Source organism: Clostridium sp. LBM24168 (assembly GCF_052953915.1).
The window spans coordinates 2,655,435-2,677,482 of sequence record NZ_CP196861.1 but is presented as its reverse complement, the minus strand read 5'-3'; the positions used below and the strand labels follow the sequence as shown (position 1 = coordinate 2,677,482).

Below are 22,048 nucleotides of genomic sequence, written 5' to 3'. Positions count from 1 at the left end.
TTTTCTTAATCGCCGATACCGTATTTCACGACCATGGCTTCAAGCTGTGGCATTTCAAGAGGCGTAGGAATGGTGAACATTTTATTTTCTATAATTTTGCGTGCAAGTTCTCCATACTCTTTTGACTGATTGCATTTGTCATCAAATTCGATAACTGTTTTTTTATTGAATTCTGCTTTTTGTACGATATTATCACGCGGCATGAAATGAATAAGCTGTGTATTGATTGCCGAGGTAAATTCTTCCAAGAATTCTCTTTCCCTGTCTACATTACGGCTGTTGCATATGATTCCGCCGAGACGTACACCGCTCCTGTTTGCATATTTAACAAGGCCTTTACAGATGTTGTTTGCAGCATATATTGCCATCATTTCACCAGAAGCAACAATATACACTTCCTGTGCCTTACCATCACGAAGCGGCATTGCAAATCCACCGCATACAACGTCACCAAGTACATCGAAAAATACGAAATCCAGATCTTCAGTATATGCACCATTTTTTTCCATAAGATCAATTGCTGTTATTACACCACGACCTGCACAGCCTACGCCTGGTTCAGGACCGCCTGATTCTACGCATTTGATATCACCGTATCCTGTCTTTACAATTGTTTCGGCTGTAATTTTTTCTTCACCTTCGTCACGAAGCATGTCCATTAATGTTTTCTGGCTCATTCCACCTAGAATCATACGTGTTGAATCGGCTTTTGGATCACATCCATGTATGAATATTTTTTTATTGTAGAAATGTGCCATTGCTGCTGCGGTGTTCTGCTGGGTAGTTGATTTACCTATACCGCCCTTTCCATAAAATGCAATTTTTCTTGTCATTTTAAATACCTCCTTAATTTCCAAAATATTTTCCAGAATGTTATGTTTTATATTGTTTCATTTGATTATATTGTAGAGTTTAATAATTGTCAATATATTATGGCTATTTTTTATTAATTTATAAAAAATAAGTTTAATTTATTGATGATTATTCAAGGAAAGATTATATTTTATACATGAATATCTTTGACTACGTATAAGATTTTATAAATATTTTGTACAAAACATAATAAAATGGAATTGATTTATACAAAGAGTTTAATTTCAGCACATATTACTCAAATTGATATTTATCCTAATATTATTTATGAGGACATATAAGGTACGTGTTATGATTATGTTGAAGAACAAAGCTTTTATAAGTTGTGAAAAGGTTTTTATTGCTATATAAATTTTTATGCTGGGGAGGAATATTTATTATGAAATATAAATCTAAAGTTATTGGAATAGGTGATTCTGCATTTGAACTGCTGGAGGCATGTAATAGTCTTGTTATATTTAATAATAATGCTCCGGCAGGACCGGCTGAAATTTCCATATTTCATACTATCGAGAATTTTAAAGAAGATATAGTTGTAGGTGATAAACTTATATTTGGGAACGAAGTTTATACTATAACTTGCATAGGAGATGAAGCTATGCATACTCTGAAATAAATGGGACATTGTACGCTTGAATTTTCAGGAAACGACGTGGATTTACCAGGACAGATTGCATTAAAAGGCTCTACTTCACCTAAAATAAATATTGGTGGCATTATAGTATTTTCAAAGTAACTATTTATGTATTATCTATTAAAAAATTTATCTGTAAAACTAAGGAAAGCGAGATGCTTGTTCTTGATGAAAGAGCCATAGGCAGTATTTTTATCAAGGCTGAAGTAATTATAAAAATAGAATAATTTAAGCTTTCAATATATTTAGGGATAGAAATTTTTAATTTTGCTATTGACAAACCAATAAAAAGATTATATAGTATATATAAATTAATTGAATATTTAACTTCTTATCAAGAGAGGCAGAGGGACTGGCCCTATGATGCCCGGCAACCTGAATGAATTTTTGTTCAACGGTGCTAATTCCAGCAGGTAATACCTGAGAGATGAGAAACGTCAAGGATTATAACTTCCCACAGTTTCTTGTAGGAAGTTTTTTATTTAGCTAATTAATAGAAAGGCATAATATAATATTAAATTTGGATTGGAAGTGATTGTAGTGAAGTTAATGTGTAAATGCTGCTGTTGTGAATAATCATAATAGTCACAATAATTATAATAATGAATCAAAAAAGAATAAAAAAGAATAATTTTACTATATAAATGTGAGGAGAGATAAGAATGAGTGAAGAGAGAAAATTAGGGTTTGAAACATTACAGGTACATGCAGGACAGGTTCCAGATCCAACAACAGGAGCAAGGGCAGTTCCAATTTATCAGACTACATCTTTTGTTTTTAAAAATGCAGATGAGGCAGCAGATTTTTTTCAGTTGAAAAAACCAGGCAATGTTTATGCTAGAATAATGAATCCAACAGAAGATGTATTTGAACAGAGAATAGCAGCACTTGAAGGAGGAAGTGCAGGACTTGCAACCTCATCAGGGTTGGCGGCAATACTGTATTCAATATTAAATGTGGCAAATTCAGGAGATAATATAGTTTCTGCTAGTACACTTTATGGTGGCACATATGAATTATTTTCAGTAACATTAAAGAAATTAGGAATCGATGTAACATTTGTTGATCCTGATGATCCTGAAAATATTAGAAGGGCTATTACAGATAGGACAAAGGCAGTTTATGCTGAGACATTAGGAAATCCAAAGATTAATGTATTGGATATAGAAGCTGTAGCAAATATAGCTCATGAGAATAAGATACCACTTATAATAGATAATACTTTTGGTACTCCATATCTTGTAAGACCAATAGAATATGGTGCAGATGTAGTTGTGCATTCAGCAACAAAATTCATTGGTGGACATGGGACAACTATTGGTGGAGTTATAGTAGATGGGGGAAAATTTGACTGGGCAGCAAGTGGAAAATTTCCTGATTTTACTACACCAGATGAAAGTTATAATGGACTTGTTTATGCAGATCAGGGACCAATTGCCTTTGCTTTAAAAGCTAGGGTTCAGCTTCTTAGAAATACGGGAGCAACATTAAGCCCGCAGAGTGCATTTTATTTTCTCTTAGGATTGGAATCACTTTCACTTAGGGTGGAAAGGCATGTAGAAAATACAAGAAAGGTAGTTGAATTTTTAAGTAAGCATCCAAAAGTTTCATGGGTAAACTATCCTGAACTTGAAAGTAGTCCATATCACGATTTGGCAAAGAAATATCTTCCAAAAGGTGCAGGTTCCATATTTACATTTGGAATAAAGGGAGGACTTGAAGCAGGAAAGAAATTTATAAATAGTGTTAAATTATTTTCATTGCTTGCAAATGTAGCAGATGCAAAATCTCTTGTAATACATCCTTCTAGTACTACACATGCTGAGTTAAATGAGGAACAACAAAGAGCTGCTGGAATAACTCCAGATCTTATAAGACTTTCAATAGGTGTAGAGAGTATTGACGATATTATATATGATTTGGATCAGGCACTTGCTAAAATTTGATAGGATATAACTAATAGAGAATGTGAAAGTTAAGTTTCTTCAATATTATATAGTTAATGTCGAAGAAACTTGACTTTTTATATTTTTAGAAGTGATTTCTTTTCTATAATAATTTCACATAGAAATAAAAGGATTCAAAAGTGTTTCTCAAATTTATAAAAGAAATTATGCAGGAATATCCTTCCGAAAAGATTGTAATTATTCTGAATTCAGGATATTCCCGTATTAACTATATTTTGCTCGTTATTATATAGGGAATTATATAAAGTGGAATATACTCTGTAAAAATACAAGAAAGAAACAGGTTGCTGTTTTAAACATGGTCAGGACGAATATATCCTTATATGATTGCTTGTGTGTTAGACCTGTAATAGCCAAAAGGGTGATTACTGCACCGTTGTGGGGTAATGTATCCATTCCTCCTTGCAGCCATAGCGGCAACACGGTGGAGTAATTCAGGAGATATACCGGTATTTGCAGCCCAATCTAGATATTTTGTATGGAACATATCAAGTGCAATACTCATTCCACCGGAGGCTGATCCGGTAACTCCGGCCATAACGTTTACAGTAACTGCTTCAGATAATAATGGAGTACCATTAGGGTTTATGTTTATTAAAGCATTGGCTATACCGCTGAAACCCGGAAGTGTTTTTATAACATTGCCATAACCAACTTCAGAAGCTGTATTCATAACTGCCAATAGAGAACCAATTGCACCGGCACTGAGACCCTGACTCACATTACCTTTTAAAGCTTTTGGGTTAATAAGTAAGGCCATAATGACGCCTACTACGAGTGAGATAATAAGTGCCCAGTTGTTCATTGAACCAATGACACTATTTTTATCAATATTGTAAGGTGCTTGGGTTACCCATGAAGCAATATCCCAGTGGGGAAAAATTAATTTCTGTAAAACCAGGGATAATACAAGTACTGTAACTAATGGGAGTATTGCCAGAGCAGGGCTTGGCAAGTTTTCATCTGATACATTAACGGGTTCATTAATGTGATTTGTACCGTAACCTTCTCCCACTGCTTTAAGTGAACGCCTTCTCCATTCTATATAAGTCAGTCCGCCGACAAGTAAAATTATACTTCCCAGTATACCAAATACAGGTGCAGAGTAAAGATCTGTGTTAAAAAATTTCATTGGAATGGAATTTTGAATTTGCGGAGTTCCTGGAAGAGCATCCATAGTAAAAGTTAAACACCCTAAACCGATTGTTACGGGAATGAGACGTTTTGGAATATTAGCCTGTTTAAAAATGGAAGCTGCAAATGGATATACCGCAAAAGCTACGACAAATGTGCTTACGCCGCCATAAGTAAGTATGGCTGTAGACATGGCAACAGAAAACATTGCATTTTTTTCCCCTAGTTTTTCTATAATAAATTCAGCAATAGACTTTGCCGCACCGGATTGCTCCATAACTTTTCCAAATACAGCACCCAGCAGGAAGAATGGGAAAAAGTTTTTCACATAGTTTGCCAGGTTCGGAAGAAATATTTCCGTGTATGTCGGCATTATAGAAAATCCAGAGAAAATAGCTGCCAACAGTGCAAAGATAGGGGCAAATAAAATAACCGAGTAACCCTTGTAGGCCATGAAAATCAACAGACCTAAACTCAATAAAATTCCTAAAACTGCCATTTTAAAAACCTCCATAATATAAATAACTTTTTGATAATTTTATTTCCACTCAAATACACCACGGTCAAGAATCGGTTTGCCGCTCTTTACGTCTATAAAACGAAAATATGCAATACCTGCTCCAATTTTCCAAATAAGCAGCTTAACCGGTGTATCTGGATAAAGTACATTTCTCATCTGTGCTGTCATACGTGTCATGCGATCAGGTTCATCGGGACAAAGTACAGAAATAGCCATTCGGCATGAGAATCCAAAAGAGCATAATCCCTGTACAAAGGATGTTGGGAAACCCATTTTCTGTGCATATTTGGGATCGACGTGAACTAAATTTGTATCACCAGTCAGACGGTATAGTAAATTCTGAACAGGACTTATATAATCATCAACTTCATAATCGGGATTTCTATATGGCATTTTTACTGAACTGCTTAACATAGGTTTTCCACCAAATCCTCCAGCTTCGTGAAAAAATGTTGTAGAATAATTAGTACACACTAGATTACCAGCTTCGTCACGAATATCTAGCTTTGTTTTTACTACTGCACCTTTATCCTTACCACGGTCATATACGTCTGTGATTACATCTTGATATTGGAAAGTTCCTTTAATAGGATCGATAGGGCGATGCATGATAATTTCATGATCCATGTTTAAAAATGAAATGCTTGGTTTTATGATTTCTTCAGCAAGCATAGAAGCAGGAAGCGGCATCCACTGATATGGTCTAACATTCTGCGTTCCCCAGTAAGGAACAGTACCATAAGTTGGAATAGCCTTAAGACACTTCTCATATGTGTAAATTAGATCATCTCTATGGGCACCTACAGCTAATGCATATAGAGCAATATCACGCCAACTATATTCCATATAACGAGGCTCCATTTTTTTACCAACTAACATTTCTTCCAGATTAAAATTAATTTTTCCCATAATTTTCTTCCTTTCTTAAAATATAATATTTTTACTTAAATATAGAGCAAAGATCATGCCAATTATAAAAACTATTTATAATATATAAAATTTGTATTAGGGTTCTTGTTTTACATTTATTTTTTGCTTACAAATGTATTTAGATAGAGGTATTCTTGTGTCATAAATTAAAATGTGTGTGTTTTTTTCCAATAATATTTTTATTGCTTTTTTATCATACATTTTTCATATTATGGATTAAAATAGTATAAATTATATTTATTGACAACTGTAATTTATATAAGTAAAATTAGATTATAGTTATTACTAAAATAAATAGATAGCATTTAAAATATTATTTTAATAAATATAACTAGCTTATCTTTTGTTAACGATTATGATAAGGTACTGTGTGAATTTTTAACCAGTATATTTCATCTTCTTTCAAATTACTGAAGAATCAAATCTAATTGTTACAGATTTATAGAAAATATTTTTATTGCCAATATTTAATGATGTAATCATAATCTAGTCATCCTTTACTGATATTTTTGGATTTTAGCAAAAATATCATATCATAAAGTGATGACTTTATAATTATTGTTATCTAGCAAACTAAAAGAATCTAATCATTTATATATTGTGAATTATTATTTGTGAGGAAGGGGAGTAAATATAATGACTGATCATAAATATAAATTATTTTTTAAACAATTATTAAAAAAGTCTGAAGATGGTTTTATAGTAGTTGATGATAAAGGTATTATTACTGATATTAATGAGCAATACTGCAATTTTCTTGCAAGAAAACAAGAAGATGTGATAGGTAAGCCAATCGGAGAAGTAATTTCTACTACTTCTATGTATGATGTTTTAAACCAATGCTATCAGGGTGATGGAAGCGAGAGAGTATATATGCAACCATATTCTAAAGGTGAAACGCGAGATGAAAATGAAACATATTGTGTAGGTAATCGTTTTTGTATATTTGATGAAAGAGATAATGTTATAGGTGCTATGGCCCAAATGAAATTTAGAGATAGATCTCTGGACATAGCCCATGAGGTAATGCTAGCTGAGATGGACTATTATGAATCTAAATATCATGAATATATGGATAAATCCAGTGGATTTGATAATATTGTTGGAAACGATACTAAGATTATTGAATTGAAAAAAAAGGCATTAAGGTAGCTAAAACTGATTTCTCGATTCTTATTACAGGAGAAACTGGTACTGGAAAAGAACTGATTGCAAAGGCTATACATTTAGAAAGCCCACGTCGGGATAAACCTTTAATATGCATTAATTGTGGTGCCATACCATCTGGGCTGATGGAATCTGAACTTTTTGGCTATGAGGAAGGGGCATTTACTGGAGCTAAAAAGGGTGGAAAAGTAGGGAAATTTCAATTAGCCAATTCAGGAACTATATTTTTAGATGAAATTGGAGATATGCCATTGCCTTTACAGGTGAAATTACTGAGGGTATTACAGGAAAAAGAAGTTGAACCTATCGGAAGTATGCACCCTATACCTATAGATGTGCGTATTATTTCTGCAACAAGGCAAAACCTTTATCAAATGATTAAAGATGGTAAATTCCGTGAAGACCTATATTATAGACTAGCAGTTATAAATATAGAAACTGTCCCTTTACGCGATCACAGGAATGATATTCTTCTTTATACCAATTATTATCTTGCAGAATTAAATAAAAAGTTCAAAACATCGATTGTATTAACGGGCTCTGTTAAAAAATGTCTTACCAAATACAATTGGCCTGGCAATGTTCGTGAATTACAGAATGTAATTTCAAGTGCTTATGCTTCCTGTAATAGTATAATTATCGGTTTATCAGATCTACCTTCAAAAATTGCTACTTCTGATATTAGTAGAATATCAAGTGAAGCTAAAAAGAATAAAACCTTAAATGATTTATTAAACAATTATGAAGCATCCCTTATTGTAGAAGCATTGCAACAAAATCACCAAAATGTGACAGAAGCTGCTAAGGAGCTGGGAGTAGAACGTAGTCTATTATATAAAAAAATGAAACGCCTCAACATAGTTATACAAAAGAATATTGACAATTCTAAATACGGATATTTATGTCATTGATATTTTAACATTGTATTTTTAGTAGGTTATCGTTTTATATTTAGAAGCGGTAACCTATTTAGTTTCAATGTTGATAAAATTGAAAAAACGACACAAATATGAATATTTGATACAAATAATTTTTAAAAATATATTCTATTATAATTACTTTAGGTTCTTTACGCGAGTTTTATAGCTGGCATGGAAATTGCTGTTTATAATATGAGAAAATAAAAATACTTAGAGTTTATCAAATAATCGTAGAAAGCAAATGGGAGGGAAAATAATTATCATGATTAATTTTACTTTAACAGAAAAGCAGCTTTTAATTCAGCAGGCAGCGAGAGAGTTTGCAAAGAATGAACTTCTGCCAGGAGTACAGGAAAGGGACATAACTGAAGAATTTCCTATGGATATTCTTAAGAAACTTGGAAATGCAGGACTAATTGGACTTCAATTTCCTAAGCAGTATGGTGGACAAGATCTAGACTATCTTTCGTATATTCTTACAGTAGAGGAATTATGCAAAGTGGATTCAGCTTTTGGTATTACTTATTCTATTTCTACAACTTTTACGGCTGGGATAATGCTTTTTGCCAATGAAGAACAAAAAATGCATTGCCTTCCCAGAGTATTTAACGGAGATGCTTTGGGGTGTTTTGCATTAACTGAACCTGATGCAGGATCTGATGCCGGTTCCGCAAAAACAACTGCAGTAAGAGAAGGAGATCAATTTGTAATTAATGGTGTTAAACATTTCATTACTAATGGATCTATCGCAGATTATTGTTTTCTTATTGCTAATACAAATTTATCTAAGGGTTCAAAAGGGCTAACAGCTTTTCTTGTCGATCTGAAGACTACACCAGGTATCCGTATTGGTCATATAGAAAACAAATGTGGCATTAAAAGTGCAAAAGTAACAGAATTAATTTTTGAAAATTGCATAGTTCCAGCTGATAGTATGATAGGAGAAGAAGGTAAAGGATTTAAGTATGCATTGACAACTCTAAATGCAGGACGTCTTGGTGTAGCTGCTCAAGGCTTAGGTCTTGCCCAGAGTGCTTTTGATATTGCGAGAGAATATATGAAAACTAGAAAACAATTTGGAAGACCTATCTGCAAAAATCAATATTTAGCATTTAAAATGGCAGACTTAGAAACACAGATAGATATGGCAAGGCTGCTTCTCTATAAAGCAACATGGGAACAGCAGCAAGGCATGAATTATGCAATTTCAGCTGCTAAGGCAAAACTTGTTTGTACAAATTTAGCCATGAAAGTAACTGTTGAATGTATTCAGAATATGGGTGGTGCTGGCTATATGAGAGAACAAGATGTGGAAAGAATGTTTAGAGATGCCAAGATAACTCAGATTTATGAAGGTACAAATGAAATTCAAAGATTAATTATCAGTGGAGAAATTTTTAAGTGAAAATATCTAAGATAGTATATTCATAGTTCACACATAAAGGGACTATTGCTCCAGAATTGGATAATGGTGGAGAATATGTCCCTCTTTCAATTATTTATTACATAAAATAGAATTATTACAAAATGTAGATTAGGTATAATATTTAACTTATTGATATGATAATTATAAAAGAAATTGTACAGGAATATCCTTCCGAAGAGATTGTAATTATTCTGAATTTAGGATAATTCCCGTATTAACTATAGATTGATTAATCATAATATTTAGAAAATTATTGCTCGTTATTATATAGAGAATTATATAAAGTGGAATATACTCTGCAAAAATACAAGAAAGAAACAGGTTGCTGTTTTAAACATGGTCAGGACAAATATATCCTTATATGATTGCTTGTGTGTTAGACCTGTAATAGCCAAAAGGGTGATTACTGCACCGTTGTGGGGTAATGTATCCATTCCTCCTGCAGCCATAGCGGCAACACGGTGGAGTAATTCAGGAGATATACCGGTATTTGCAGCCCAATCTAGATATTTTGTATGGAACATATCAAGTGCAATACTCATTCCACCGGAGGCTGATCCGGTAACTCCGGCCATAACGTTTACAGTAACTGCTTCAGATAATAATGGAGTACCATTAGGGTTTATGTTTATTAAAGCATTGGCTATACCGCTGAAACCCGGAAGTGTTTTTATAACATTGCCATAACCAACTTCAGAAGCTGTATTCATAACTGCCAATAGAGAACCAATTGCACCGGCACTGAGACCCTGACTCACATTACCTTTTAAAGCTTTTGGGTTAATAAGTAAGGCCATAATGACGCCTACTACGAGTGAGATAATAAGTGCCCAGTTGTTCATTGAACCAATGACACTATTTTTATCAATATTGTAAGGTGCTTGGGTTACCCATGAAGCAATATCCCAGTGGGGAAAAATTAATTTCTGTAAAACCAGGGATAATACAAGTACTGTAACTAATGGGAGTATTGCCAGAGCAGGGCTTGGCAAGTTTTCATCTGATACATTAACGGGTTCATTAATGTGATTTGTACCGTAACCTTCTCCCACTGCTTTAAGTGAACGCCTTCTCCATTCTATATAAGTCAGTCCGCCGACAAGTAAAATTATACTTCCCAGTATACCAAATACAGGTGCAGAGTAAAGATCTGTGTTAAAAAATTTCATTGGAATGGAATTTTGAATTTGCGGAGTTCCTGGAAGAGCATCCATAGTAAAAGTTAAACACCCTACACCAATTGTCACGGGAATAAGACGTTTTGGAATATCAGCCTGTTTAAAAATGGAAGCTGCAAATGGATATACCGCAAAAGCTACGACAAACATGCTTACGCCGCCATAAGTAAGTATGGCTGTAGACATGGCAACAGAAAACATTGCATTTTTTTCCCCTAGTTTTTCTATAATAAATTTAGCAATAGACTTTGCTGCACCGGATTGCTCCATAACTTTTCCAAATACAGCACCCAGCAGGAAGAATGGGAAAAAGTTTTTCACATAGTTTGCCAGGTTCGGAAGAAATATTTCCGTGTATGTCGGCATTATAGAAAATCCAGAGAAAATAGCTGCCAACAGTGCAAAGATAGGGGCAAATAAAATAACCGAGTAACCCTTGTAGGCCATGAAAATCAACAGACCTAAACTTAAGAAAATTCCTAAAACTGCCATCTTTAAAAACCTCCATGTTATTATATTTATTTTTATAGTTAAAAAACTATTATGACTTTTAACAATAGCATCTGAATTTAGGTTTTAGAGTTAGGTTATAGAATACTAATAATAGATATTCTAAATTTGTAATAATTAGACTTGGTTGTTTAATATTTTTTTAAATATTGTATTTTTTATATCTGGACTATTTTGTGGAATCTTTAACAAATGTAAGACTATTAGTATCTTTTGAAATAACTTTTAAGTATTAAATTTCAAGTTTGATTGATAGTTATAACCTAATTCTACTTGTATATAAAATATTTGTCAACAAATATTTTGTATACAAGTAGAATTATCATATTATAGAGTAGTCTGGAAATATAGTTTAAATCATATTTAAAATAATTATTAAATATTGATAATAAAAAATATAATTACTAGTATAATTAGAATAATAGCGATATTTATCTATTTATGTGTCAGTTATATTTAAAACTATGTTATTCGTTTATTGACAAATAATTTTAGTTTAAATATAATAATAAATATTAACTAAATGAGAGGTAGCTACTATGGAATTAAACGAATGCATAAATTTTTTATTAACAAAAGCACAGCATAATGTATTCCAATGTTTGAAGTCAGATCTTGCAAAATTTGATGTTACTCCAGTTCAATATGGAATATTAAAGTGCCTTTGGACTAAGAATGGTCAAACGCCTAAACAAATAGCCGATGTTTTGGGATTAGATGGATCTACTATTACAGGAATACTTGACAGAATGGAGAATAAAAAGCTTTTAAAAAGAGCTGAAAATCCTGAAGATAGAAGGACACTTAAAGTTATTATTACAGAGAAAGGGCTTAAATTGCAAAAACCAGTAGAAGAAATAGCAAATAGAGTTAACGAGAATATGATTGGTGTATTTTCAGAAAAAGATCAAAAGCAATTTAAAAAATTCTTGAGGTTAATTGCTAAACGTTAAATTTTGAAAATGGAGTTATAAATATTAATATCCAAGTTCTTTTAAGTTTTTAGGTTTTTAAGTAAGTAAAACTGAATTGCTTATTCCCATTTATTGCTTAATAAGTTAAAATTTATATATTATTTTCTTACCTATAGAAATAAACTTGTTATTTATCTAACTAGTCAAAATGAACCACATCTGATTGTATAAAATCCATTTTTTATTAAGATATAGTTTGGAAAAGTATGATAGTTAATTACTATCATATATGTATTATTACGGTAATATAAATATACAGGACTAAAATTTATAGTCACTATATTCTGTTAATTTATTATTTTTTAAATTTCAAAATACTTGTTGACAAATAATTTGTATACAAGTAAAATTAAATTAAACGTTAACACAACCAAAATTTGTTAGATCAATAAAATAATTGCCATATTAATGGCATAAAATGGGGGTAATGTAATGGAAAATATCATTTCAAAGGAAGAAAATGGTATAGCGTATGTTACTATCAATCGACCAAAGGCACTTAATGCTTTGAATAGTGCAACTTTAACAGAGCTAGGTTCAGTTGTTGATGAAATATCTAAAAAACAGGATATTAAAGTAGTAATAATAACTGGAGCTGGAGAAAAGTCCTTTGTAGCAGGAGCAGATATAGCACAAATGAGCAAACTTAATTCAATAGAAGCAACAAACTTTTCAAGACTTGCGCAAAATGTATTCTCGGAAATAGAAAATTTACCACAAGTTGTTATAGCAGCAGTTAATGGCTATGCGCTTGGTGGAGGATGCGAACTTGCAATGGCTTGCGATGTAAGATTTGCTTCTAAAAAAGCTAAATTTGGACAACCAGAAGTTAATTTAGGTATACTACCAAGTTTTGGTGGTACCCAGAGGCTTCCTAGATTAGTAGGAAAAGGTATAGCTAAAGAATTAATATTTTCTACTGATATGATAGATGCTCAGGAAGCATATCGCATAGGACTTGCAAATAAGGTATATGAACCTGATGAGCTGATACAAAAATCAGAAGAATTTGCTAAAAAAGTAATGAGTAAGTCACCATGGGGAGTTAGATTGGCCAAAGCTTCTATAAACAATGGATTGGATGTAGATCTAGAGTCTGGACTTAAATATGAAGCAAATTCATTTGGATTATGTTTTTCTACTGAAGATCAAAAAGAGGGTATGGGTGCTTTCCTGGAAAAGAGAAAAGCCAATTTTAAGGATTGTTAAATAATGTATCTGTAGTATCTGAAGCAATTTCCTTGGTTAATAATGGAGACTTGATCATTGATAATGCATATAATGAGCTTACACTTTAAGGTACTTGTAATAGCGTTGAAAAGCGATTTTAAGGAGGACAGGTCATCCAAAAAATTTAATTTCACGGATTATATCTTACTTAAATAACTCCGGAGTGAATATTAAAAATGTACTTAGTCTAATGGAATTTAAACTTAAGATGAACAAGGTTAAGGTAGTGTATAAAAAATTTTTATAATAATTGATAGGATAAGAGTAAATTATAAATTTTAGGAGGAAACACATATGAATTTTGAATTATCAGAGGAGCAGAAGCTTATACAGAAAAGGGTTAAGGATTTTGCTGAAAAGGAATTGAAACCAATAGCAATTCAAAATGATAAAACCGGTGAATTCCCTGTAGATGTCTATAAGAAAATGGGCGAATTAGGATTTATAGGGCTTCCTTATCCAAAAGAATATGGTGGTTATGGAGCAGATTATCTGTCTTATGCAATTGCAGTGGAAGAGGTATCGAAGGTACATGCTTCTATGGGAATAGCATATTCAGTTACGACATCACTTTGTGCAGGTGGAATAATCAATAATGCATCGGAGGAACAGAAGAAAAAATATCTTCCAGATTTATTGACAGGCAAGAAATTTGGATCTTTTGGAATGACAGAACCTGGAGCGGGTTCAGATGCATCTGCAGCAGTAACAACAGCTGATAGAAAAGGTGATTATTATATATTGAACGGCACTAAATGCTTTATAACAAATGGACCTCTTTCAGAGACATTTTTAGTATTTGCAATAACTGACAAGAGTAAAGGACCTAAAGGGTCGTCAGCATTTATAGTTGAAAAAGGATATCCTGGATTTTCAATAGGAAAGATTGAGGACAAATGCGGAATAAAGTCAGCTCAAGTATCAGAGTTATTGTTTGAAAACTGCAAGGTACCTGCAGAAAATCTAGTATCTGAAGAGGGAAAGGGACTTAAAATAGCTCTCGCTACACTTGATGGAGGAAGAATAGGAGTAGCAGCACAGGGACTTGGAATAGCAGAAGGAGCCTTTGAGCTTGCAAAACAATATATGAAAGAAAGAGTGCAATTTGGAAAACCGCTGTTCAAACAGCAGTATCTTGCATTCAAGATGGCAGAGTTAGATCTTGAAATAGAGCAGGCTAAATATATGCTCTATAAGGCAGCTATAGACAAGCAAGAGGGAAGACCATATGGTGTACCTGCAGCTAAGGCAAAGATTGCATGTACAAATGCAGCTATGCATGTAACAACTGAAGCAGTTCAGTTATTTGGTGGAAATGGATACATGAGAGAATATGAAGTTGAGAGAATGATGAGAGATGCCAAGATAACTCAGATATATGAGGGAACAAATGAAATACAGAAACTCATAATAAGCGGACAATTATTTAGATAATTTTATATGTCGGAATTATCTAAATAAATATGTAAGGTTTTACCCCAAAATGATATTAGATCATCTTGGGGTATTTTTTCTTATCAGGTAATTTTACTGGAAGATTTATTGAAAGAAATATATAATATTTGTAAAGAGAATAGAAAGGAATGTACACTAGTATGGATTATAACATATTAATTTCTAAAGCCTTACAAGTGAGAGAAAATGCTTATGCACCTTATTCTAATTTTAGAGTTGGAGCAGCAGTGCTTACTGGAGATGGAAAGATATATACAGGTTGTAATATAGAAAATGCAGCCTACGGTGCAACGAATTGTGCAGAGAGAACTGCTATATTTAAAGCTGTATCTGAAGGATATAGAACTATAGATGCCATTGCAATAGTCGGGTCAGACAGTGATTATACTTATCCCTGTGGTATTTGCAGACAGGTAATATCCGAATTTGCTTCACAAGATACAAAAATAATTCTTGGTAAAGGTGAGAATGAATACATTATTAAAACAATGGGTGAAATTCTGCCAGGGGCTTTTACTAAGGAAGATCTTTTAAAATAGTTGCTATGAAGGTATGAAAGAAGGAATTATTGATGAAACCATTTGAGAGAGTACATGTTATAGTTATGGATTCTGTTGGCATTGGAGAAGCACCAGATTCACATGATTTTGGTGATTTTGGAGTCAATACGCTAGTGCATACAGCTGAGAAAAAAAATGGATTGAATATGCCGAATATGGGGTGGCTTGGATTATCTAATATCTGTGGAATTAAAGGTGTGCAAAAGGTCGATAATCCTAAATCATATTTTGGAAAGATGCAGGAGGCATCAAGGGGTAAGGATACGATGACAGGACATTGGGAAATGATGGGATTATATGTTGATAGGCCTTTTCACGTATTTCCAAATGGATTTCCACATGAATTGATTGATAAAATAGAAAGATTTTCTGGAAGAAATATTATAGGAAACAAACCCGCAAGTGGAACTGAAATAATAAAAGAACTTGGAGAACGACAGATTAAGACAGGTGATCTTATTGTTTATACCTCTGCAGACTCTGTGCTTCAAATTGCTGCAAATGAAGAGATTATATCACTGAATGAATTGTATGAAATATGTAAATACTGTCGCAGTATTACACTTGATGAGCCGTATAAATTGGGAAGAATTATTGCAAGACCGTTTATAGGAAGAACTTCAGATACATTTAGAAGAACTTCAAACCGTCATGACTATGCCTTAAAACCTTTTGGAAAAACTATAATGAATTATTTGAAACAGAATAATTTTGATTGTATTTCAATTGGAAAGATTGTAGATATTTTTGATGGAGAAGGTATTACAAGGTCTATTAGGACAAAGTCAAATATGGATGGAATGGATAAGTTTATAGGATTATTGAATGAAAAATTCCATGGTATTAGTTTTACCAATCTAGTTGATTTTGATTCAGCTTATGGACATCGACGTGACCCAATTGGTTATGGAAATGCACTTGAGGCATTTGATAAAAGGCTTCCAGAAGTATTTGAAAATATGAGTAGAGATGATCTATTGCTGATTACGGCAGACCATGGGAATGATCCGACATACATGGGGACAGATCATACTAGGGAATTTGTGCCATTACTTGCTTATTCAATGAGATTTAGAAAGGGAGGGGATCTAGGCGTTCGAAAAACATTTTCAGATATTGGTGCAACGATTGCAGATAATTTTGCTGTGGAGATGCCCGAACATGGTAAAAGTTTTTTAAAGAAATTGATATGAGGAGAAAATACAGATGAGAATGGTGGATATAATTTCAAAAAAACGTGATGGAAATGAGTTGAGTACAGAAGAGATAAACTTTTTTATAGAAGGCTATACTGGAGGAAAGGTTCCTGACTATCAGGCAAGTGCTCTTGCAATGGCAATATATTTTCAGAACATGAATGATCGTGAAATGTCAGATCTCACTATTGCAATGGCAAATTCTGGAGAAAAAGTCGATCTGTCGTCAATTGACGGAATAAAAGTAGATAAACATTCCACCGGTGGTGTTGGAGATACTACAACTCTTGTGCTTGCACCCCTTGTTGCTTCTTTGGGAATACCTGTTGCCAAAATGTCCGGGAGGGGTCTTGGGCATACCGGAGGAACCATTGATAAACTTGAATCCATCTACGGATTCAATGTTGGGATTACAAAAGACAAGTTCGTTAAATTGGTTAATAAGAATAAAATTTCTGTTATGGCACAGACAGGAAATATTACCCCTGCAGATAGAAAATTGTATGCACTTAGGGATGTAACCGGAACAGTAAATTCCATACCCTTGATAGCTAGTTCTATTATGAGTAAAAAGATTGCAGCAGGAGCTGATGCCATAGTATTAGATGTTAAAATGGGTACGGGAGCATTCATGAAAACGGATAGAGATGCTGAAGACCTGGCACATGCAATGGTTAAAATAGGAAATAGTGTAGGTAGGAATACTAGAGCCATAATTTCGGATATGTCACAACCTCTTGGATTTGCAATAGGAAATGCTCTTGAAGTAAGAGAGGCCATTGATACATTGAAAGGTAAAGGCCCGGAGGATTTAACAGAACTTGTTTTAACTCTTGGGAGCCAGATGGTTGTATTAGCTAAAAAAGCATGTACACTAAAAGAGGCCAGAGAAAAACTTATTGAATCGATAGAAAAAGGAGCAGCTCTGAGAAAATTCAAAATATTTATTAAAGATCAGGGAGGAGATCCATCTATTGTAGATAATACTGCAAAATTACCTCAGGCAAAATATAAAACTGATGTATTAGCACAAAAAAGTGGAATTATATCCAATATTACAGCTGATGAAATTGGTGTTGCAGCAATGCTTTTAGGTGCGGGTAGAGCATTAAAGGAAGATAAGATTGACCCTGCAGTAGGACTTGTGATGCACAAGAAAATAGGTGACAGGGTCCAAAAGGGTGATGCCATTGTTACCATTTATGCAAACCGTGAGAATGTAAATGATGTAAAAGGTATAATTTGCAGAAATATTTTTATTGGAAGTTATGCTAAAAAATTAAACTTGATACACAAGATGATTACAGAATAAAAGGAGTTTATTAATCATATTTTTATTTTAGAAAGCATAGTGATGAATGCTGAAACCCTTTTTTCTTGGTCTTTTGAAGCTATTTCCACGTGGCTTATAGATTTAATCATTTGTTCAATGTTGTCAGCTATAGTTATAGCATTTTTAGAAAACTGCTGTGTATTCCCAGACATATTCTGGATTGAGGTATTTATTTCGTTTATGGTAGAGGCAAGCTCCTCCGACATTGAAGCTATTTCATTGGACATTTTACTTATAAAACTTGAATCATTGAAATATTCATTTCCAATATGAGTTATTTCATTAAGCTGAATATTTACGTCTTCATTTATAAATTTAAGAATTTCGTTGCTGTTACTTGAAAGTTGTTTAAAGGCATCATGAACTTTTAAGGTTGTGCTTTGTATTTTATTTACAGCTTCAGAAGATTGCTGCGCAAGGTTTTTAACTTCTTCTGCAACTACTGAAAATCCACGACCTGCTTTACCGGCTCTTGCTGCTTCTATTGCAGCATTTAAGGAAAGAAGATTTATTTGTTCAGATATATTTGAAATAGTATCTGCCATAATTTTTATATCACTTACTACTTTTCCAGTTTCAATAGCTTCCAATATGTTGTTTTTCTTTTCTTCGTACAGATTTTTAGTTTTTTCTATAGAGGACTTACCTTTTTCTTGTATACTAAATGCTTTTTGTTTGAAATTTTCAGCATTAATACTTCCCTCCATAGCTTTATTGGATAATTCATTTATATTTGAATCTATTTCTTCTATTGCAGCACTTATCTGCTGAGATGAAGCGCTTGATTCTTGCGCATTTGAAGATATTGTTTCAACTGCATTTTTTATGTCATCAGTTTTAAGATATAACTTTTTGGAAGTAGATGATAATTCATTACAAGAACTATTAATATCTTTTGAAGATTTTATTATTGTCGTACAAATTGTCTTTAAGTTGTCTTTAGCTTTTCCAAGTTCTAGAGCAGTTTTACCGAATTCATCTTTTCTCAAAACCACAAACTTACTTGTTAAGTTGAGGTCAGATAAATCTTTCGCCAAATTCATCATTTTAGTAAGAAGCATGTTGATGTCATTTGATATCAAGAAACCGAAAAATAAAGCAATTATAAATCCAATAATAGTTATAATAAACATTATTGTTTTTGAACCTAAATATATGACATGATTGTTATTATTGGCGGATTTTGCAGAATCTAAATTACTTTTTATAAGCTTATCTAGAGAGGATAACATATATTCTCTTGTTACAGAGACGGCTCTATATTGTTGTATTGCATCTTGATAATTCCCATTTTGTGTAGATTGTACTATACTATCTCTTGCTGTTCTGTATTCGGAAAAGTTATTTTTAAATATGTACCATAATTTTTCCCCATCTTTATTTATGGATGATTTTTCTAAATTTGAGATATATGTATCATTCTGAATTTCATTTTGTTGAATTTTATCTTCCAGTAGTTGTTTTTTTGTATTGTCCTTTATATATATCAATTGAAGAAGATCTCTCTCTATTTCAGATGTCTTCTTACCTAGATCAGTGAGCATATGTATATCCTGCAAATTATTTTTATATAGATTTCTTGAATTATCATCAGATATTTTCAAGGATTTTGATCCTATAAATCCTACAATTGCAATTAATAAGGCTACTATAATAAAGGAAACCAATAATTTTGTCCGTACTTTTATATTTGTTAAAAATTTCAATAATACCACATCCATTCTACAATTTTGTCATATAATTGTATATATAAACAAATTTATGCATATTTATTGATAATAATTACCAATAGTATAAATGTAATTATATCAAATATTAACGATGTCGTAAATAATAATAAAAAACTACAATGTCTACTTGCAAGTAGACATTGTAGTTTTTTATTATTTTATAATACCCTTTAAATCATATAGTGTTTGGGATTCCATTCCTATACCTCCGTCAAATTCGTTCATTTCTGACTTACTATTGTTGGTATTAGTTGAATTGTTTGATGTCTCACTCCATTCACTTTGAGAAACCTTTTTGCCATTTTTCTGAATCCAGGACATAATATCATTTGATTCTCTTCCTCCCATTCCTCCTGAGAGAACGTATCTGACTTCACCTTTTTTAACAAGCCCTTTAAACTGGCTTAAGGTTAATATTTTGTCAGAACCCGAGAATCCACCAAGTGCCATTACACTCTGACCACTTTCAAGTATTATGCTTTGAGCTGTATTTGAACTGGATACAACAAGGGCATATTTTACATTGGAAGCATTAGTCTCGAGAAATTTTATAAGTTTGCCGTTCCTACTATTGTTTATTCCTCTGTCATTTCGGCCCATCATAGGATTTTGAGAATTGCCGCTTGACAGAAGTTCAAGCCCGGCTGCAGGTATTGTTCCGCTGACTGCATGATTTATAGCAGCTGAAGACCCTATGGCAGGTGTTATCAGAATTCCTGCAAGGGCAAATGCAGTAAGTATTTTAGTAAAGATTTCTTTCTTTATCAGTTTCAATATTATAAGCAGTGCAGAAGAAATAAAGCACAGTACTACGGCAGCTGTAATTATTGTTCTTATTGTAGAAGATATACTGCTTGTGAAGTATGAAAGCATAACAAGGTGTACAATACCTTCTATAATAAAACTTAGAGGAAGCAGCCACGCTTTTATGCCTCCGTTTTTGTACAGTTTCCACATTGATGTTATTCCAATTCCTGACAGTGCTGCAATTGGAGGAGCCATCATAGTTAGATAATAAGGATGGAATAATCCAGTTGTATAGCTGAAATATATGAATTCAGGCAGCAGCCATAAAATCCATAATGCCAGATCAAGTTTTTTCCTGCTGTTTAGTGGCAAACGAAATTTTTCTAACATTAATGAAGCTATAAATCCTAAAAAGGCCAATGGAATAAACCAAACTATCTGATCAGATAAAACATTTTTGGAGAACAATCTTGTAATACCCGCTGGTGTTTGCCCTCCGAAAGTTCCAGAAAGACCTGCAGACCCACCAGGTCCACCCTGACCCTTAAAAGATCTATTCTGGGCACCGCTTTTGGAGCCAGAATCAGAATTTTGTCCTGGAAATCCCTGCACACTATTAGGAGGCTGCATATTTTGTGAGAATTGGGATGGACCGTTACCTGAATTATTGCTATTACCGTTAGATGCTGGCTTTTCGAAGTTTCTAAATTTTCCATTGTCAGAACTTCCATGGCCTCTCCCTGGTGCTCCACCAGGCCCCATTCCTCCATTTGAACTGCTCAGTCGTTGAAGGCCATTATGGCCGAATATTAGCTCCATCACAGTATTGTTTGAACTGCTGCCCACGAAAGGCCTATTTTGTGATGGTACCAGATCAACTACAAAAGCCCAGGACAGTGATACAACAGCAAGTATAACTGTTCCTGCTATCAAATGAAGTATCCTTTTCTTTACAGGTGCAGCTGATGATATTAAATAAGTTATATATATAGCAGGACCTACCATATAGGCTTCCAGCATTTTTATATTGAATCCTATGCCTACAAGCACAAGACTTATTATCAAATACTTGAATTTGCCTTTTTCTGCTGCTTTGGATAAAAACATGCATGCAAACAGTAAAGTCATAACCAAAAGATTATCTACAGTATTATTCCTGCTTGCAGCAACAAAAACGGGTGTTACAGCAAGGCATAGGGCGGATATTATTCCGGCAGCAGTTCCAAAGGATCTTTTAACCATATAGTATAATATCCCAACTGATATAACTCCAGCAAGTGCCTGGGGAAGAATTATGCTGATTCCGCTGAATCCAAATATTTTTGCAAATATGGTCTGTATCCAAAATCCAAGAGGCGGTTTATCTATAGATACAAAACCCGCAGGGTCAAAAGATACGAAGAAAAAGTTCTTAAAGTTCATGAGCATGCTCTTTACCCCGGAAGCATAATATTCATTTCCATAATTCTCTATGGATAAATTTGCAAAATTAAGTACTGCAGATAACAATAGTATTGGTAATATTATAATATTTTCCCTTATAAATTTTATCCTCTTCATAAAT

The 22,048-nt window shown here is 33.3% G+C and carries 15 protein-coding genes, 2 pseudogenes and 1 riboswitch; of the genes and pseudogenes, 11 read left to right on the top strand and 6 right to left on the bottom strand.

Annotated features, from left to right (window positions below; all coding sequences use genetic code 11):
- Nucleotides 1-5 precede the first annotated feature (5 nt).
- Entirely contained in the window at nt 6-833 is an 828-nt protein-coding gene (nifH, locus tag ACSVC9_RS13245; protein WP_446897925.1) for a nitrogenase iron protein, read from the bottom strand.
- A gap of 419 nt (nt 834-1,252) precedes the next feature.
- Between nifH and ACSVC9_RS13240 the strand changes: the two are divergent.
- A pseudogene (locus tag ACSVC9_RS13240) lies at nt 1,253-1,609 on the top strand (PTS glucitol/sorbitol transporter subunit IIA).
- A gap of 226 nt (nt 1,610-1,835) precedes the next feature.
- Nucleotides 1,836-1,941, top strand: a riboswitch (SAM riboswitch).
- A gap of 228 nt (nt 1,942-2,169) precedes the next feature.
- Entirely contained in the window at nt 2,170-3,453 is a 1,284-nt protein-coding gene (locus ACSVC9_RS13235; protein WP_446897924.1) for an O-acetylhomoserine aminocarboxypropyltransferase/cysteine synthase family protein, read from the top strand.
- 258 nt (nt 3,454-3,711) lie between these two features.
- On the opposite strand, the pseudogene ACSVC9_RS13230 reads toward ACSVC9_RS13235, so the two are convergent.
- Both ACSVC9_RS13230 and ACSVC9_RS13225 read right to left on the bottom strand, forming a co-directional pair.
- Nucleotides 3,712-5,107, bottom strand: a pseudogene (locus ACSVC9_RS13230) (GntP family permease).
- Nucleotides 5,108-5,146: 39 nt separating this feature from the next.
- Nucleotides 5,147-6,037, bottom strand: a complete 891-nt coding sequence (locus ACSVC9_RS13225; RefSeq protein WP_446897923.1) for a MaoC/PaaZ C-terminal domain-containing protein — start codon at nt 6,035-6,037, stop codon at nt 5,147-5,149.
- 657 nt (nt 6,038-6,694) lie between these two features.
- On the opposite strand from ACSVC9_RS13225, the gene ACSVC9_RS13220 reads away from it, so the two are divergent.
- The 3 genes from ACSVC9_RS13220 to ACSVC9_RS13210 all read left to right on the top strand — a co-directional run bounded on the left by ACSVC9_RS13220 (nt 6,695) and on the right by ACSVC9_RS13210 (nt 9,550).
- Nucleotides 6,695-7,210, top strand: a complete 516-nt coding sequence (locus ACSVC9_RS13220; RefSeq protein ID WP_446897922.1) for a PAS domain-containing protein — start codon at nt 6,695-6,697, stop codon at nt 7,208-7,210.
- Nucleotides 7,186-8,136, top strand: a complete 951-nt coding sequence (locus tag ACSVC9_RS13215; RefSeq protein WP_446899863.1) for a sigma-54 interaction domain-containing protein — start codon at nt 7,186-7,188, stop codon at nt 8,134-8,136. Before ACSVC9_RS13220 ends, ACSVC9_RS13215 begins: the two co-directional genes overlap by 25 nt.
- A gap of 274 nt (nt 8,137-8,410) precedes the next feature.
- Nucleotides 8,411-9,550, top strand: coding sequence for an acyl-CoA dehydrogenase family protein (locus ACSVC9_RS13210; protein WP_446899862.1), 1,140 nt, complete (start codon nt 8,411-8,413; stop codon nt 9,548-9,550).
- A 296-nt stretch (nt 9,551-9,846) separates the two neighbouring features.
- On the opposite strand, the gene ACSVC9_RS13205 is transcribed toward ACSVC9_RS13210, so the two are convergent.
- Nucleotides 9,847-11,241 carry a GntP family permease gene (locus ACSVC9_RS13205; protein ID WP_446897921.1) on the bottom strand — a complete coding sequence of 465 codons (1,395 nt, stop codon included), beginning with the start codon at nt 11,239-11,241 and terminating at the stop codon, nt 9,847-9,849.
- A 557-nt stretch (nt 11,242-11,798) separates the two neighbouring features.
- Between ACSVC9_RS13205 and ACSVC9_RS13200 the strand changes: the two genes are divergently transcribed.
- From ACSVC9_RS13200 to ACSVC9_RS13175, 6 genes are all read left to right on the top strand, one after another.
- Nucleotides 11,799-12,212, top strand: a complete 414-nt coding sequence (locus ACSVC9_RS13200) for a MarR family winged helix-turn-helix transcriptional regulator (protein ID WP_446897920.1) — start codon at nt 11,799-11,801, stop codon at nt 12,210-12,212.
- Nucleotides 12,213-12,665: 453 nt separating this feature from the next.
- Nucleotides 12,666-13,442: an enoyl-CoA hydratase-related protein gene (locus ACSVC9_RS13195; RefSeq protein ID WP_446897919.1), complete on the top strand. Its 777-nt coding sequence runs from the start codon at nt 12,666-12,668 to the stop codon at nt 13,440-13,442.
- A gap of 315 nt (nt 13,443-13,757) precedes the next feature.
- The gene (locus ACSVC9_RS13190) at nt 13,758-14,897 is read left to right on the top strand and encodes an acyl-CoA dehydrogenase family protein (protein ID WP_446897918.1); all 1,140 of its coding nucleotides are present in this window, start codon (nt 13,758-13,760) and stop codon (nt 14,895-14,897) included.
- Between the two features lie 161 nt (nt 14,898-15,058).
- On the top strand, nt 15,059-15,457 hold the full coding sequence (locus ACSVC9_RS13185) for a cytidine deaminase (protein ID WP_446897917.1): 399 nt from the start codon (nt 15,059-15,061) through the stop codon (nt 15,455-15,457).
- 32 nt (nt 15,458-15,489) lie between these two features.
- Nucleotides 15,490-16,671: a phosphopentomutase gene (gene deoB, locus ACSVC9_RS13180; RefSeq protein ID WP_446897916.1), complete on the top strand. Its 1,182-nt coding sequence runs from the start codon at nt 15,490-15,492 to the stop codon at nt 16,669-16,671.
- 13 nt (nt 16,672-16,684) lie between these two features.
- Nucleotides 16,685-17,986 carry a pyrimidine-nucleoside phosphorylase gene (locus ACSVC9_RS13175; RefSeq protein ID WP_446897915.1) on the top strand — a complete coding sequence of 434 codons (1,302 nt, stop codon included), beginning with the start codon at nt 16,685-16,687 and terminating at the stop codon, nt 17,984-17,986.
- Nucleotides 17,987-18,000: 14 nt separating this feature from the next.
- On the opposite strand, the gene ACSVC9_RS13170 is transcribed toward ACSVC9_RS13175, so the two are convergent.
- Entirely contained in the window at nt 18,001-19,713 is a 1,713-nt protein-coding gene (locus ACSVC9_RS13170) for a methyl-accepting chemotaxis protein (protein WP_446897914.1), read from the bottom strand.
- Between the two features lie 177 nt (nt 19,714-19,890).
- Nucleotides 19,891-22,044 (bottom strand): glycosyltransferase family 39 protein, encoded by a 2,154-nt coding sequence (locus ACSVC9_RS13165; RefSeq protein ID WP_446897913.1) that lies wholly within the window; start codon nt 22,042-22,044, stop codon nt 19,891-19,893.
- Nucleotides 22,045-22,048 lie beyond the last annotated feature (4 nt).

What these genes read in the sequence shown, in the direction of transcription:
- nifH (WP_446897925.1), bottom strand. Translation starts at nt 833, where the DNA reads ATGACAAGAAAAATTGCATTTTATGGAAAGGGCGGTATAGGTAAATCA.
- ACSVC9_RS13235 (WP_446897924.1), top strand. Translation starts at nt 2,170, where the DNA reads ATGAGTGAAGAGAGAAAATTAGGGTTTGAAACATTACAGGTACATGCA.
- ACSVC9_RS13225 (WP_446897923.1), bottom strand. Translation starts at nt 6,037, where the DNA reads ATGGGAAAAATTAATTTTAATCTGGAAGAAATGTTAGTTGGTAAAAAA.
- ACSVC9_RS13220 (WP_446897922.1), top strand. Translation starts at nt 6,695, where the DNA reads ATGACTGATCATAAATATAAATTATTTTTTAAACAATTATTAAAAAAG.
- ACSVC9_RS13205 (WP_446897921.1), bottom strand. Translation starts at nt 11,241, where the DNA reads ATGGCAGTTTTAGGAATTTTCTTAAGTTTAGGTCTGTTGATTTTCATG.
- ACSVC9_RS13200 (WP_446897920.1), top strand. Translation starts at nt 11,799, where the DNA reads ATGGAATTAAACGAATGCATAAATTTTTTATTAACAAAAGCACAGCAT.
- ACSVC9_RS13195 (WP_446897919.1), top strand. Translation starts at nt 12,666, where the DNA reads ATGGAAAATATCATTTCAAAGGAAGAAAATGGTATAGCGTATGTTACT.
- ACSVC9_RS13190 (WP_446897918.1), top strand. Translation starts at nt 13,758, where the DNA reads ATGAATTTTGAATTATCAGAGGAGCAGAAGCTTATACAGAAAAGGGTT.
- ACSVC9_RS13185 (WP_446897917.1), top strand. Translation starts at nt 15,059, where the DNA reads ATGGATTATAACATATTAATTTCTAAAGCCTTACAAGTGAGAGAAAAT.
- deoB (WP_446897916.1), top strand. Translation starts at nt 15,490, where the DNA reads ATGAAACCATTTGAGAGAGTACATGTTATAGTTATGGATTCTGTTGGC.
- ACSVC9_RS13175 (WP_446897915.1), top strand. Translation starts at nt 16,685, where the DNA reads ATGAGAATGGTGGATATAATTTCAAAAAAACGTGATGGAAATGAGTTG.
- ACSVC9_RS13165 (WP_446897913.1), bottom strand. Translation starts at nt 22,044, where the DNA reads ATGAAGAGGATAAAATTTATAAGGGAAAATATTATAATATTACCAATA.